The organism is Collinsella aerofaciens, assembly GCF_009876115.1.
GTDB classification, from domain to species: domain Bacteria; phylum Actinomycetota; class Coriobacteriia; order Coriobacteriales; family Coriobacteriaceae; genus Collinsella; species Collinsella aerofaciens_N.
This window is the reverse complement of sequence record NZ_WWSY01000012.1, coordinates 1-15,659: the sequence shown is the minus strand read 5'-3', so window position 1 is coordinate 15,659 and position 15,659 is coordinate 1. Positions and strand designations below refer to the sequence as shown.

At 60.6% G+C, this 15,659-nt stretch carries 13 protein-coding genes; all 13 read right to left on the bottom strand.

What is annotated here, in order from left to right:
- Positions 1-5 precede the first annotated feature (5 nt).
- A complete protein-coding gene (locus GT571_RS07110; RefSeq protein ID WP_055310345.1) occupies positions 6-857 on the bottom strand; it encodes a MurR/RpiR family transcriptional regulator in 852 nt (283 codons plus the stop codon).
- A gap of 204 nt (positions 858-1,061) precedes the next feature.
- Positions 1,062-1,643: a VanZ family protein gene (locus GT571_RS07105; protein ID WP_161156316.1), complete on the bottom strand. Its 582-nt coding sequence runs from the start codon at positions 1,641-1,643 to the stop codon at positions 1,062-1,064.
- Positions 1,644-1,747: 104 nt separating this feature from the next.
- Complete coding sequence (locus GT571_RS07100; RefSeq protein WP_035137411.1) at positions 1,748-2,353, bottom strand: recombinase family protein; 606 nt, start codon at positions 2,351-2,353, stop codon at positions 1,748-1,750.
- Between the two features lie 177 nt (positions 2,354-2,530).
- Positions 2,531-4,666, bottom strand: a complete 2,136-nt coding sequence (locus GT571_RS07095) for a ribonuclease R family protein (protein ID WP_161156314.1) — start codon at positions 4,664-4,666, stop codon at positions 2,531-2,533.
- Positions 4,667-4,801: 135 nt separating this feature from the next.
- Positions 4,802-5,722 (bottom strand): permease-like cell division protein FtsX, encoded by a 921-nt coding sequence (ftsX, locus tag GT571_RS07090; protein WP_117769462.1) that lies wholly within the window; start codon positions 5,720-5,722, stop codon positions 4,802-4,804.
- The gene (gene ftsE / locus GT571_RS07085) at positions 5,709-6,929 is read right to left on the bottom strand and encodes a cell division ATP-binding protein FtsE (protein WP_161156312.1); all 1,221 of its coding nucleotides are present in this window, start codon (positions 6,927-6,929) and stop codon (positions 5,709-5,711) included. Before ftsE ends, ftsX begins: the two co-directional genes overlap by 14 nt.
- 451 nt (positions 6,930-7,380) lie before the next feature.
- Positions 7,381-8,322, bottom strand: coding sequence for a transketolase family protein (locus tag GT571_RS07080; protein ID WP_006235309.1), 942 nt, complete (start codon positions 8,320-8,322; stop codon positions 7,381-7,383).
- Between the two features lies 1 nt (position 8,323).
- Positions 8,324-9,154 carry a transketolase gene (locus tag GT571_RS07075; protein ID WP_118079460.1) on the bottom strand — a complete coding sequence of 277 codons (831 nt, stop codon included), beginning with the start codon at positions 9,152-9,154 and terminating at the stop codon, positions 8,324-8,326.
- 207 nt (positions 9,155-9,361) lie between these two features.
- On the bottom strand, positions 9,362-10,252 hold the full coding sequence (locus tag GT571_RS07070; RefSeq protein ID WP_161156310.1) for a YitT family protein: 891 nt from the start codon (positions 10,250-10,252) through the stop codon (positions 9,362-9,364).
- A 166-nt stretch (positions 10,253-10,418) separates the two neighbouring features.
- Positions 10,419-11,567, bottom strand: coding sequence for a peptide chain release factor 2 (gene prfB, locus GT571_RS07065; RefSeq protein ID WP_117641061.1), 1,149 nt, complete (start codon positions 11,565-11,567; stop codon positions 10,419-10,421).
- Positions 11,567-14,374, bottom strand: a complete 2,808-nt coding sequence (secA, locus tag GT571_RS07060; RefSeq protein WP_161156308.1) for a preprotein translocase subunit SecA — start codon at positions 14,372-14,374, stop codon at positions 11,567-11,569. The genes prfB and secA overlap by 1 nt, the downstream gene beginning before the upstream one ends.
- 307 nt (positions 14,375-14,681) lie before the next feature.
- Positions 14,682-15,107 carry a 50S ribosomal protein L31 gene (rpmE, locus tag GT571_RS07055; RefSeq protein WP_006235303.1) on the bottom strand — a complete coding sequence of 142 codons (426 nt, stop codon included), beginning with the start codon at positions 15,105-15,107 and terminating at the stop codon, positions 14,682-14,684.
- A gap of 367 nt (positions 15,108-15,474) precedes the next feature.
- Positions 15,475-15,659, bottom strand: a 185-nt coding sequence (locus tag GT571_RS07050) for a hypothetical protein (protein WP_161145533.1), incomplete at its 5' end; no start/stop codon positions are given.

The window sequence follows — 15,659 nt, the reverse complement described above, 5'->3', positions numbered from 1 at the left end:
TCACCTCATCTTTCCTGTTTCTCGATGTAGTTTTGCTTAATGACATGCGTCGCCCGTTCGTAGTCGCTGGCAACGTAAGCAGCGTAAAGGGCATCGACAACCATAAGCTGGGCCATACGCGAAGCCATGGCACCGCTGCGGACCAAGGGTTCACTCGCAGCAACGCCGAGCACGGCATCGGCCATGGTGGCAAGCTTGGATGATCCATCTACTTTGGTAACGGCCACAACGGGACAGTTGTGACGTTGAGCCTCGGCGGTGCAGTCCAGCACCTCTTGCGTCAAGCCCGAGTAGCTAAAGGCGATTGCCATATCGCCCTCATGCATGTTCTTGGCACATAAGAGCTGATCATGCCAGTCGTCGTACAGATGGCACTCTTTGTCGACACGCATGAGCTTTTGCGCCAGGTCGTGCGCGACCAAACGAGAGGCACCAATACCGAACAGATTGACCGCGCGTGCCCGCTTAAGACGGGCCGCGCATCGCTCCAAGACGGTGTAATCGAGCGTTCGCGCCGTCGCCTCGATCGTGCGCACGTTGCTTTTCATCACCTTCCCCACGATACGTTCGACGCTGTCATCCATGGAGATGTCCTCGAGGGCTACGTCTTTCTTGTCACCTAAGAGCGCCAGCTCGGCAATCAGTTCGCGCTGGAACTCCTTGTAGCCCGCAAAACCCAAACGCTTGCAAAAGCGCAAAATGCTCGAGGGCGAGGAGAACGTGACATCGGCAAGACCGCGGACGGACAGCCCGACCACCTCGTGCGGATGAGCGCTTACATATGCGATGACATTGCGTTCCGCCGGGCTCGCGCTGAGCTCACGCTCGCGAAGCCGCAAAAGCAATCCGTTTGCCATCTCAAACACCTCCGTTGAGAAGAATTAAAGACCAACGAACGATTCGTACCGGATACAAACAGCTTTTGCGGTACATTGTGCCGCATCGTGGCGCACAAAGGGCGAGCGTTCTACCGCTCGCCCCTCAAATCCGACCGCTCGGAAATACGCGCGACACAAAATAATTCAACGAGGCCGCATTATCAGAAACGGGTTTGTTACCGGCTAGCGCCTCGCATGGGCGCCGATCGGCCGAGTCGCATGGCGCACCAACGCCGCTGCCAGCAATACCAACAGCATGGCGGTGATATAGCCCGCAGCATCGAATCCTAAATCGATAACGTCGAAATGCCTGCCGGGAACAAAGATCTTATGTACCTGATCGCCAACGGAGCAGGCGGCGCAAAAGAGCAATACGGGCACGCAACGGGAGCACACGCTCCACGGACGCCTGGAAAAGCAAGCCACGATCACCGAGGCGAACAATCCGACGAAGAAAAACTCTACGGTATGGGCAACGCGACGGACGTTTGCGCCCACCCACATGCGAATGGAAGCAAGTCGGCCAGACCGGACATTCGAGGCAACCGAATCGGTGCCCCCGGTCATTCCGTTCTCCGTCTGGGCTTCACCCGTGGCATCGGCGGCCTGAACGCCCGTAGCCTGACCCTCCACCACACGCGCGGTGGACTCGCTCAGCAACGACGTCTGCGCCGCATTTTGCTCCGTCAGCACCCAGATGCCCGCCAGCGTTGCAGCGAACAGAACGATCGCGGTCCATCCGATTATTTGTTTTACGCGCGCCAAGGGCCAACCTCCTTTTTTGAATATCAGCGAGTGTAGCCCCAAATGGCATCGTCACCGTATCAAAATTTGAATCGCAACAGGAAGCGACAAAGCGACGCAAACCCCTACCCCGCCTCGCGCATCCAGCGATCGAACGTCCCCACGCACACGCCCAGGCACTTTGCCGCCTGGCTGCGGGTAATATCGCCCGCCTCATAGCTATCGCGCACCAGCTCAAACTGAGGAGGGCACGGCTTGCGAGGTCGACCGAAACGGACCCCTCGCGCCCGCGCCGCTGCAATTCCCTCCGCCTGGCGCCGATGGATATTCTCGCGCTCCACCTGCGCCACGTAGCTCAGCAGTTGCAGCACAATATCGGCAATCAGGGTGTTGGTCACATCCGGCGCGCCGCTGGCCCTGACGCGCGTGTCAAGCAATGGCATGTCCAACACCACAATGGCAACCCCGAGCTCCTTGGTAATGCGTCGCCATTCCTCAAGAATCTCGGAGTAATTACGGCCAAGTCGGTCGATAGAAAGCACCACCAGCACGTCCCCGTCTCCCAGGACGTGCAGCAGCTCGCGATAACGCGGTCGATCGAAGTCCTTGCCACTCGCATGGTCGGCATAAATATTCGCCGAGCCCACGCCATAGGCGCCCAGCGCATCCAGCTGTCGATTCAGATTCTGATCGCGCGAACTCACCCGCGCATAACCGTACACCGTCGCCATCTCATCCCCGCTTTCTTGTAAACCTACCAAAAAGGGACAGGTTTATTTTGGTAGGTTTTACCTCTCAAATAGCAGGTAAGCGGGCGACCGAGCAGACGGCAAGGTAGCCACGATTCAAATGCGAAGGGCGGTCCCGAAAGGCCGCCCTCCGCTCCCCCACCATGAGTCGGGGTTTGGCTAATGGATAAGCTTAAAGTCCAAGTGCCCACGCGTGGTATTGACGCGCGAGACCTCGACAATCACGCGCTGACCCAGTTCATAGCGAGTCCCCGTGTCGGCGCCCGTGAGCGTAAGCGCGTCCTCGTCGAACTCGAACCACTCGTTGCCCAGGCTCTTGATCGAAACCAAGCCTTCGACCTGCGTTAGGTCCAAGCGCACAAAAAGGCCCATGCTGCTAACCCACGAGACGGTTCCGGCATAGCGCTCGCCCAGACGGTCCTCATAGTACTGGGCAATCTTGATCTTTTGCGTCGCATGGCTGGCGGCATCTGCCGCGCGCTCGGCATCGCTGCATGCGCGGCAGATCTGCGGCAGAATGCGCGGCAGCGACTCGCGCCCCTTGCCGATCAGCCGCGGCGTACGGACCAAGGCGTCCTTGCCGCCGAGCCGCTCATAGGCCAACTGCAGTTTGAGCACGCGGTGCACCACCAGATCGGGGTAGCGACGGATGGGACTCGTAAAGTGACAGTAGCACGGCGCGGCGAGCGCAAAGTGGCCCTCGTTGCGCGGCTTGTACAGCGCGCGCTGCATGCTGCGCAGAAGCAGCGTGTTAACGAGCGGTGCGTTGGCCGTACCGGCGGCAGCATCGACTGCAGCCTGCAGCTCATCGGGGCTCCCCAGGGCAATACCGGCAGCACGGCGATCGTCGATGATGCCTAGCTGCGCCAGCGCAACGGCGGCACCGTGCAGGCTATCGGGGCTCGGATCCTCATGCACGCGATAGCAGGCCTCGATATCACGGTCTGCCAGCCACTCTGCAACGCACTCGTTGGCGAGCAGCATAGCTTCCTCGATAAGCGACGTGGCACACGAACGCTCACGCGCCACAATCTGCACGGGCACTCCGTCCTCATCCAACAGAGCACGAATCTCGGCCGTGTCAAAATCGACCGAGCCGCGGGCGCGACGGATACGACGGCGGAGTTCGGCGAGTTCGTTAGCGGCGACAAGGAAATCGCCGAGGTCGACGTTGTAGCCGCGGGCGGCCTCCTCGCACGCAAGACCGCGCTCAAGCGCTTCCTCGCGCGAGGTCTCGGCAGCCGCAACATCCTCGGCTGCACCCTCCAGCACCGAATACTCAACCGCGCCGGCACGCACCAGCAGCGCCTCGGCGCCGTCATAGTCCATACGCACACGCGAGCGAATCACGCTGGGGTACGGATCGTAATGCCGCACGCGACCCTGTGCATCGAGCTCAATGTCAACGGTAAACGCAAGACGGTCCTCGTCAGGGCGAAGCGAGCACAGGTCACAGGACAGGCGTTCGGGCAGCATGGGAAGCACGCGATCGGCCAGATACACCGATGTCGTACGATGGCGAGCCTCAAGATCGATATGCCCGTCCCAAGCCACATAGTGTGAAACGTCGGCGATATGCACACCCAGCTTGTAGCCACCCTCGGGCGTGCGCTCCAGCGAAATGGCGTCGTCAAAGTCGCGCGCGTCGACTGGGTCGATCGTGATGACAAAGCGGTCGCGCAGATCGCGGCGGAGCGGGTCCTTAAGCGCCGCGGACACATCGAGCGAAAGCCCCTCGGCCTCGTCCAGCGCGGCCTCGGGATAGCTATCGGTATAGCCGTAACGCGCCATCACATATTGAACGCCCAAATCGGGCGCGTCATCTCCGCCAATGCGGCGTTCGATCGTCACGGTACCCGATTCCAGGCGCGTCGGGTAGGTCAAAATGCGCGCGACAACAGCATCACCCGGGTGGACACCCAGACGATCCGCCGAGGTATCCTCGGGCAGAATGAAGAAGTCGGCCTTCAGACGCGAATCGAGCGGCTCGATCACACCGAGCGGACCGGCGGTCTGGTACGTGCCCACCACGCTTATGGCTGCACGCTCAACCACGCTTTCGATCACGGCGCGCCGCTCACCGTGCGGGCTGTTCTTAATGCTCACGGCAACGGTATCGCCATCCATGATCTCGCGCTTACCGCGGCCCATGACCTTGTAGTCGCCGTTTTCGGTTACAACGTAGGCGCTATGCTCATGGAGCTGCACGCGCCCGGTCAGGCTCGGACGGCGTTCGCTGCGCACCGGCCCGCGCTGATTGCGAGCTCCACGCTTATGCTTGTTATTGCGCCCCATGGCGCCTCCTAACTATCGATTGCGAACTCCAAAGAGTCTACCCAAATGATTCGCTTTCCTGCCGTCCCCTAGGGATCAAAAAACGGGCCGCCCCATAAGAGACGACCCGTTGGAAGGGATGAATTCCAAGCATGCCTACACGCGCAGGTAGCGGCGCATGGCGATGGCAGAACCAAAGAGACCGATAATCACGCCGACCAGAATCAGCGCAGCATAGGTCACCAGGTAGTACTGCATCGGCAGGGCAAACGACATCCAGCCGATGCTCTCCTGCAGACGCGGGATCATCAGATTGCGCAGCAGCTCCAGAACGCCGATGGAAAGCAGCGAGCCCAAAATGGCCTGCAGCACGCCCTCGGTGATAAACGGGCCACGAATGAAGCCGTTGCTGGCGCCGACCAGACGCATAATCGCAATCTCACGACGACGCGCCGTGATGGACAGGCGAATCGTGTTGTTGATGAAGATGAATGCGATAAAGGTCAGAAGACCAACGAGCACCACGGCGGCGATGCGGATGTAGTTGGTCACCTGGAACAGGCGGCTCACTTCCTCCTGGCCGTACAGCACGCTCGCGTTGACGTCGCCGTCATCCGCGATCTTCTGGAAATCGGCATCCTTCTTGAGCTTCTTTGCCGTGCTCTCGACCTTGGACGGATCGTCCATCTCAATAGCGAAGGAAGCCGGCAGCGGGTTCTGGCCATCGAGCGCGCTCATGGTGGCGTCGGCGTTGCCCGACATCTTGCTCGTATACTCGGCCAGCGCGTCGTCCTTGTCCTTATAGGTCACGGACTTGACGTTATTCCACGTCTTAAGCTCGGCCTCAAAAGCCTGAACATCGGCCTGATCGGCGTCATCACTAATGAACGCGTTGATGACAACCTGATCCTCGACGGTGCCGATCACGGAGTTCAGCATCGCAGAGCCCATGATGAACAGGCCGATGATAAACAGCGAAAGGAAGATCGTGATGACGGCGCCGAGCGAGGTAGTCCAGTTACGGAAGAAGTGGCTGATTGCCTCTTTGAAGGAGTAGCCCACGTTAGTTGGTGCCATAGTTGCCGTAACCTCCCCTCTCCTGGTCGCGGATGACGTGGCCGCCCTCGAGGGCGATCACGCGACGGTGCATGCTATCGACCATCTCGCGGTCGTGCGTGGCGACGATCACGGTGGTGCCGGTGCGGTTAATACGCTCAAGCAGCTTCATGATGCCCAGCGAGATCGCCGGGTCGAGGTTGCCCGTGGGCTCGTCGCAGATCAGCAGCGGCGGACGGTTGACCATAGCACGGGCGACGGCAACGCGCTGCTGCTCGCCACCGGAAAGCTGGTCGGGCAGCGAGTCCATCTGATCGGCCAGACCGACCAGACGCAGCACCTCGGGCACCTGGCTGCGAATGACGCCCTTGGGCTTGCCGATGCACTGCAGGGCAAACGCCACGTTTTCGTAGGCGGTCTTTTGCGGCAGAAGCTTAAAGTCCTGGAACACGGCGCCAATCTGGCGGCGCAGGAACGGAACCTTACGGTTCTTGATCTTCATGAGGTCCTGACCGGCAACCAGGATGCGGCCGCTCGTCGGCTTGACGTCGCGGTTGAGCGTCGACAGCAGCGTGGTCTTACCCGAGCCGGAGTGACCGACCAGGAAGACGAACTCGCCCGGATAGATCTCGATGTTGATGTCGTCGAGTGCAGGCTTGTTAGGCTGTGCCGGATAGATCTTGGTGACATGCTCCATAAGGATGACGGGCTCGACACCGGCCTGCTTGGCCATCTTCTTGCGGCTGGCCTGCGGATCGATGGGCGCAAACACCGACGTAAAATCGGGGTTGTTGAGCGCGTTATCGAGGCTTGCGACCTCGGCTGCCTGATCGCTCTCGACCACCGGGGCAGCAGGCTGCATGGGGTCGGGAATAGCGGCAAAGAGACCGGACTGCGCAGGCTGAGGAGCCGGCGTCGCAGGGGCCAAGGGGTCGGGAATGCCGGCCATGGTAGGCTGCGGCGTGGCGGCACCAGCCTGAGGCTGCTCCACGCGAGCGGTCACGGCCTGAACGGGCTCAAAACCCGCCGTGCCGGAAAGCGCGACATCGCTGGTGGGATTGTAGGCAAAGGGATCGGATGCCGGCTGTGCCTGATCTGCCGGCTGAGCGGGGGCCTGAGCAACAGGCTGGCCCTCTGAATCCGGAGTGGCGAAACGACTGCCCTGGACGCCTGCCTGCGTCTTGGGGGCATCATCGCCCGCACCGGAGGTACGGAAGTGGTTACCCACTGGTGCTCCTTATCGTCGTGCGTTTAAACTACATGAGCGCTTTACATTTTAGCAGCATTAGCTTTGCTGCACATAAGAAGCATGGCGGGCTTTGGGATCCCACCGGCCGGGCGCAGGGTTACCTCCCAAATCGTCCTCGCGCATGGCCGGCATTTGTCCTGCTCCTGCGGAGCTGCGGACAAACGCCGGCCTGCGCTGCGGAAAGATTTGGGAGGTAACCCTGCGCCCGGCCTGCGGCTACTATGGGACCGACGCACCAACTTGAAATGCTGCGCATACAAAGTTGGAAGGGTCTGAATTGCACTTTGTTGGGATGGGCCCGTTTCCCCATGGGACCTTTGCTTGGCAGGACTCTAATTTAAATTCAACAAAAACAGGGGCGCCCTCTTTGGGGATGCCCCTGTTCTGGCTTGGATGTGGTTGTTGAGACGATACTTTGCCTCGTCTTGCCTTATGCCAAGAACTCCTTGGTGGTCGCCACGATGTTGGCGGCGTCCAGGCCGTACTTGTGCAGGAGCTCGGCACCCGGGCCAGACTCACCGAAGGTGTCGTTGACGCCGATCTTCTTGAGCGGCGTCGGGCACTGCTCGCACAGGACGTCGGCAACGGCGCTGCCCAGGCCACCGATCACAGAGTGCTCCTCGACGGTCACGACGTGGCCGGTCTTGGTGGCGCTCTTGACGATCAGGTCGGCATCGATGGGCTTGATGGTGTGCATGTTGATGACCTCGGCATCGATGCCCTCGGCAGCGAGCTGCTCGGCGGCCTCGAGAGCCTCGCCGACCATCAGGCCGCAGGCGATGATGGTCACATCGGCGCCCTCGCGCATGACAATACCCTTACCCAACTCGAACTTGTAGGTCTCGGGGTCGTTGATAACCGGCGAGGCCAGACGGGCAAAGCGCATGTACACCGGACCGTCGCACTCGTAGGCGGCGCGCGTCACGGCGCGGGCCTCGACGTCGTCGGCGGGAACAATCACGGTCATGCCAGGGATGACGCGCATCAGGGCGATATCCTCGCAGCACTGGTGCGTGGCGCCGTCCTCGCCCACCGAGATACCGGCGTGCGTGGCACCGATCTTAACGTTAAGGTGCGGGTAGCCGATGGAGTTACGGACCTGCTCAAAGGCGCGACCGGCAGCGAACATGGCAAAGGTGCTCGCGAAGGCAACACGACCGGTGGTCGCGATACCGGCGGCAACACCCATCAGGTTGCTCTCGGCGATACCCACGTCGAAGAAGCGGTCGGGGCAAGCGGCCTTAAATTTGCCGGTCTGCGTGGCGGCGGCCAGGTCGGCGTCGAGGACCACAAAGTCATCGTGCTCGTTGGCGAGCTCGACGAGGGCCTCGCCGTAGCTTACGCGCGTGGCGATTTTTTTGACGTCTGCCATCCTAGAGCTCCTCTCCGGCGGCCGTGAGCTCTGCCATGGCCTGCTCAAACTGTTCATCGTTGGGGGCCTTGCCGTGCCAACCAACCTGGTTCTCCATAAAGGAAACGCCCTTGCCCTTTGTGGTCTCGGCGATGATGGCGGTCGGCTGACCCTTGGTGGCGCGGGCCTCGGCAAAGGCGGCGCGGATCTGATCGAAATCGTTGCCGTCGGCAAGCTCCACCACGTGGAACTTAAAGGCGCGGAACTTGTCGGCGAGCGGCATGGGGTCGTTGACCTCCTCGACGGGGCCGTCGATCTGCAGGCCGTTGTGGTCGACGATCACGCAGAGGTTATCGAGCTGCTGGTTGCCGGCAAACATGGCTGCCTCCCAGACCTGGCCCTCCTCGCTCTCGCCATCACCCAGCAGGGCGTACGTGCGGTAAGTATCGCCCCAGTGCTTGGCGGCAACCGCCATGCCCACGGCGGCGGAGATGCCCTGGCCGAGCGAGCCGGTGGACATATCGACGCCCGGGGTGTCGTTCATGTTGGGATGACCTTGCAGGTGGCTGCCGATATGGCGCAGCGTCTCGAGATCCTCCTTGGGGAAGAACCCACGCTCGGCGAGCACGGCGTACAGGCCCGGAGCGCAATGGCCCTTGGAGAGCACAAAACGGTCGCGATCGGCCTTGCGGGGATCGGCCGGGTCGACGTTCATTTCCTCAAAGTACAGATAGGTCATGATGTCGGCAGCGCCGAGCGAACCGCCCGGATGGCCGGACTTGGCAGCGTGCACGCCGGTGACGATGCCCTTCCTTACCTCGTTGGCAACCTTTTTGAGCTCTTCGTCGCTCATTGTGCCTTCCTTTCATCCTCATTAGACAAAATGCGCACGGCACCGAAGGTAATCCCAACACAGCCGCAATGCACGTACGTCATTCATTATGCTGGAAACTGATGGCTTTACCAGAGTTTTTATCATTATTTGAACAATTTAGCAGGCAGAACCGCTGATGAAACGGTTTATCAATGTGAACGTCTTTTGGATGGAACGCGATCGACCCTACGCGCTAATGTCCTTGAATCCCTCGCCGAAGGCTTCCGTAACGTCGGCAACCGTCACGATGGCATGAGGATCGCGCTCGCGCACGATCGTCTTGAGGGTATTGAGCTCTCGACGGCTCACGATGACCATAATCACTGGCTTCTCGGCACCCGAATACATGCCAGTCGCCTTAAACTTGGTACAACCACGACCCAGGCCATACATGATATCGGCAGCGATATCAGGGAACTTGTCCGAGATGATGAGTACCATACGGCGTTTGTTGCCACCATCGACCACGGCATCGATCACGTAGCCGCTAATGACCATCGAAAGGCCTGCATACAGTGCGTTTTCGATTGAAAAGACCGGAGCCGATAGCGCGCATACGGCAACATCGATCGCCATGACGGTCGAGCCCACCGGCAGCGAGGTGTTACGCGAGATGATTTGGCCAATCGTGTCCGAGCCGCCGGTGTTGGCGCCGGCGCGCAACACCATGCCGTAACCGATGCCCGTAATAATGCCGCCCCACATGGCAGGGAGCATCAGGTCCGCATCCGCCAGAGGTGCTACAAACGGGGCGAACAGATCGGTAAAGAAGCCCAGCAGCACAAAGCCCGTCGCGGTCTGCACCACGTAGAACATGCCGCCCTCGCGCATAACGACCAACAACAGCAAGGCGTTCATCACGATCGTCTGAATACCAACGGGAAGCGATAGGCCGCGCGCCGCGCCGACCGCCTGGATAATGGTGGCAAGGCCCGTAACGCCACCGGCGGCAAGACCGTTGGGAATCAAAAACAAGTCGGTCGCGATGGCGGCCAAGGCACACCCCAACATGATCTGGGGCAGGTCGTGAAAGAAGTTCATCGAAAGAATGCACTTGATGTCCAGACGATATGCCATGCTGCCTCCCTCAAAAAAGCGCACCCAAACGGATGCGCTTTGAACTTCTTGCTGTATTCGATTCTACCGATTCGCCGAACAAAAACCACCCCTGCGCAGGGTTTGCTTTGGATACAAAACCACCCTGCTCGGAGGGTTTTATCCATTTCCACATAAACCGGGCGGTTTATGCAGATGGGATCTCTGCGTCAGCGTTGCCAGTGGCCCAGCGATGGTAGCCAATAACAAACGGGTCCAGGTCGCCATCGTCAAGAACGGCCTCGACATTGCTGGTCTCAACGCCCGTGCGTAGGTCCTTAACCATCTGATACGGGTAGAGCACGTAGCTGCGGATCTGGTTGCCAAAACCAATCGTGGTTTTGGGTCCGCGAATCTCATCCAGGGCCTCGGCGCGCTTCTCGAGCTCAATCTCGTACAGGCGAGCCTTGAGGATCTGCATGCACGCGGCCTTGTTCTGGATCTGGCTGCGCTCGTTTTGGCAGGTGACCACAATGCCGCTGGGAAAATGCGTCACACGCACGGCGGAGTCGGTGGTGTTCACGCCCTGACCGCCCGGGCCGCTCGCGTGGTACACGTCCACGCGGATGTCATCGGGGCTGATCTCGATATCGATATCATCGGGTAGCACGGGGATGACCTCGACGCCGGCGAACGTGGTCTGGCGGCGTTTCTTGTCGTCGGTGGGGCTAATGCGCACCAAGCGGTGGACGCCGGCCTCGGCGCGCAGCATGCCAAATGCGTCCTTGCCCTCGACGGTAAAGGTCGCGCGGTCGATGCCGATGACCTCAGCAGCGGGGCAGTCGTTAATCGTGACCTTCCAGCCGCGACGCTGGCAGTACTTCATGTACATCTTAAAAAGCATGAAGGTCCAGTCCTGGGCCTCCAGACCACCCTGTCCGGGCTTGATGGTCACAATGGCATCGCCGTGATCGAACTCACCGGTAAACCAGCTCGAAAGCTCAAGCTCATCGATGGCACGGGCCAGGCGCTCAGCCGTGGCTGTAGCCTCCTCGCGAAGGGCGGCGGCATCGGGGTCATCCCCCATCTCCTCGGCAAGCTCCAGCGCGGCGCGGGCATCGGAAAGCTCGCCGCGCGCGTTGTCCACGGCAGCGATATCTTCCTTGGTGCGCGCGATTTCCTCCATGGTGGCACGGGCGGCGTCGGCGTCATCCCAAAAGCCGGGGGCCACGCTTTTGGCCTCGAGCTCGGTCACGCGCGTGCGCTTTTCGTCCAAGTGGAGATACGACTCGACCTCGCCGAGCCGGTCCGCAAACGCGTCCAGCTCGGCGGGCGTTACCTCTAAAGCCTCAGCCATTAACGATTCCTGCCGTGGCAGTACTTAAACTTCTTGCCGCTACCGCAGGGGCACGGGTCGTTGCGGCCCACGTTGACGTACGGATCGTCGCTCTCGGACTTGCGATAGGTGGTCACCTTGCCACCGTTGTTGACGGCAGCCGGACCACCCTGGACAGCCGTGCGGGCCTGCACCTGCGCCTGCTTGCGCAGCACCGAGTCGCCGTTGTCACCATCGACCTCGGCAGGACCGGAGAAGTGCGCACCCTCGAGCGCGGGCTCCTCCTTGTGCTCCACGGCACGCGGGGCAGCCTTGATCTCGATGCGCAGAACTGTGCGCAGGTAATCCTCGTACATGGTGTCGACGAGGATCTGGAACGCGCCGTAGGCCTCGGTCTTGTACTCGACCAGCGGGTCGCGCTGGCCAAAGCCGCGCAGGCCGATACCGGTCTTGAGGTAGTCCATTTCCTGCAGGTAGTTCATCCAACGCGTATCGATGACGCGCAGCATGACCTGGGTATTGAGCTCGCGCATCAGGTTCTCGCCCAGTCGCTCGGCCTTCATGTTGTAGCACTTCTCAACATAGGCCAGGACATCGGCGGCCAGGGCCTCAAAGTCCTCGTCGGGGAACTGAGGGGTATCGATATGCCCGGTCAGCTCGACGACCCACTTACGCAGACCCTCAAGATCGCGCTCGCCCTCGTGGCTGTCCTTGGTGCAGAACTCCTGAACACAGCGGTACACGGTATCGTGCATGACCTCGGTGATGTGATCGGTCAGGTCCTTGCCGTCCAGAATCTTGTTGCGCTCGGCGTAGATGACCTGGCGCTGCTTGTTCATGACGTCGTCGTACTCAAGGACGCTCTTACGCATGGAGAAGTTGATGCTCTCGACCTTGTGCTGGGCGCTCTCGACGGCCTTGGAAATGATCTTGTGCTGGATGGGCATGTCGTCGCCCATATCGGCCGTGACCATCATCTTGGAGACGCGGTCCATCTTGTCGCCACCGAACAGGCGCATGAGGTCGTCCTCGAGCGACAGGTAGAACTGGGTCTCGCCCGGATCGCCCTGACGGCCGGAGCGGCCGCGCAGCTGGTTGTCGATACGACGGGACTCGTGGCGCTCGGTGCCGATGACGGTCAGGCCGCCGGCGGCAAGCACGCGCTCGCGCTCGGCCTTGCAGGTCTCCTTGGCCTCGGCGTTAAACTGCTCAAGCTGCTCGGGCGTCACGTCCTCCATGGTCAGGCCCTCGTACTCAAGGCGCTCGCGCACCAGCTCGTCGGGGTTGCCGCCCAACAGGATGTCGGTACCACGACCGGCCATGTTGGTAGCGATGGTCACGGCGCCGTAGCGTCCGGCCTGGGCAACGATATGAGCCTCGCGCTCATGGTGCTTGGCGTTGAGGACCTCGTGCGCGATGCCGCGCTTGGTAAGGGCGGCCGACAGCTTCTCGGAGCTCTCGATGGAGACGGTGCCCACCAGGACCGGCTGGCCCTTGGCGTGACGCTGCTCGACATCGTCGGCGACGGCGTTGTACTTGGCCTGAATGGTACGGTACACCAGGTCCTCGTGGTCAACACGCTGAACGGGTTTGTTGGAGGGGATGACCTCGACGGGCAGCTTGTAGATCTCGCGGAACTCGGCATCCTCGGTGAGTGCCGTACCGGTCATGCCGGAGAGCTTGTCATACAGACGGAAGTAGTTCTGCAAGGTGATAGTGGCCAGCGTCTGGTTCTCCTCGCGTACAAGCACGCCCTCTTTGGCCTCGATGGCCTGGTGCAGGCCCTCGGAGTAACGGCGGCCTTCCATAATGCGGCCGGTGAACTCGTCGACGATCTTGACCTCGCCGTTGGTGACCACATACTGCTTGTCGCGGTGGAACATGTACTGGGCCTTCAGCGCCTGCTGCAGGTGGTTGACCAGCTGGCCGGAGAGATCGGCATAGATGTCATCGATACCCAGGCGACGCTCGATCTTCTTAAGACCGCGCTCGGTGGCAGCGATGGTGTGCTTGGCCTCGTCCATGACGTAGTCGCCCGTGGGTTCAACGTCCTCGGTGGCGGTAAGCATGTCGTGCGACACGTCCTCGCCGCGCTCAAGGCCACGCACGGCACGCGCGAAGTCCTTGTAGGTACTGGCGGACTTGGTGCCAGCGCCCGAGATGATCAGCGGAGTGCGAGCCTCATCGATCAGGATGGAGTCAACCTCGTCGACGATGGCGTAGTTGTGGCCGCGCTGCACGCGCTGCTCGGGACGGGTAACCATGTTGTCGCGCAGGTAATCAAAGCCGAACTCGGAGTTGGTGCCGTAGGTGACGTCGGCCTGGTAGGCCGGGCGCTTGAGCTCGAGCGGCATGTTGTTCTGGAGCAGACCGACGGTCATGCCCAGGTACTTGTAGATGCGGCCCATCCACTCGGAGTCGCGCTTGGCAAGGTAATCATTGACAGTAACGACGTGCACGCCCTTGCCGGCAATAGCGTTGAGATAGCCGGCCAACGTGGAGACGAGGGTCTTGCCTTCGCCAGTCTTCATCTCGGCGATGTGGCCCTCGTGCAGTGCCATGGCGCCAATGAGCTGCACGTCAAAGTGGCGCATACCCATGGTGCGCTTGGAAGCCTCGCGCACGGTGGCAAAGGCCTCGGGGAGCATGTCGTCGAGCGACTCACCGTTGGCGTAACGCTCACGGAACTTATCGGTCTGGCCGCGGAGTTCCTCCTCGGTCATCTTCTCAAACTGGGGCTCAAGACCGTTGATCTGGTCGACGATCTTGTAGTAGCGCTTAAGGTCCTTATCGGATCCAAAGGACAGCAGCTTTGACATGAATCCCATGTGGTTTTCCTTTTTGGCCATCGCCCACGCCGTGCAGCTGCGGGCGAGTTAAACACAGATGATTGTACTTTAGCCAAACAAGGCGCGGCCTATACGGTCGACCTCGACCGCCACGTAATAACTATGACCAACCTGCCGCAATGGAACAGGTTTATTTTGGCAGGTTTTATCTGAGCAAACGCCGTCTCTCTGCCATTTGGTGCCACGGGGACAGGTTAGCTTGCGCCAATAAAAAGAAAAGGGCCGCGCACCCAAATGGATGCACGGCCCTCATGCCATGAATGCGAGTGATTCCGCGGCGAGCTATTTACTCAGCAGCCTCGGTGGTCTCGGCCTCGGCAGCGGCCTCCTCGACGGGAGCCTCTGCGGGAGCCTCGGCGGCCTGCTTGGCAGCCTCCTCGGCGAACTTAGCGGCACGCTTAGCCTTCTCGGCAGCCTTAGCCTCAGCGGCGGCCTTGCGAGCGGCCTCGGCCTCAGCAGCCTTGGCGGCCTTGGCAGCCTTGGCCTCCTCAGCCTTCTTGAGCTGGGCGGCAGCGGCGCCACCGAACTTGTCGGCGAAGCGCTGGACGCGTCCACCGGTGTCGACGAACTTCTGCTGGCCGGTGTAGAACGGGTGGCACTCGTTGCAAAGCTCGACCTTCATCTCGGACACGGTAGCGTGCGTCTTGAAGGTGTTGCCGCAGGAGCACGTCACCGTGCACTCGACATACTGGGGATGGATACCCTGCTTCATGGTAGGACTCCTTATTGGTCAGGCGCTGGTTACCGATCAGCGCATAAGGCGTCTTGGTTTCCGACCAAGACAACAAACTCGGCTATGGTACCACGGCGCCGCGCGTCCCACAAAAGGTTCACGGTCTTTTCGGAACGACACGAATCTGACCCATCGAAACACATCTCCACCGTTCCTTCAACTGGGAAAATGCCGTCCCCGGGGCCTGAGAAGGGCCCCGGGGACGTTGGACTGACTGCGGGAACGGCCTTTCCGATCAATGTGTTCGGCTGAGATCGGAAATCAACCAAACTGAACTAGGTTCAGTTGACATGGTTAAAAACGAGGGGCGACGCTTTTGCGTCGCCCCTCGTCCCGGCCGGTTGCTTTAGTTGTACACACGGTAGTTACACTTGAACTGGGTTATGTGTCCATAGTTGGAGCGGTACCAGCCCGACGTATAGCTGATTGCCTCTGCGCCTAGATAGTCGTAGCCCTTGTTGTAGCGAAGCTGACGGTAGGTCGTGTCGTACTCTGCTACGTAAAACGTGTCTCCAGAGAAGGCTTTGTACC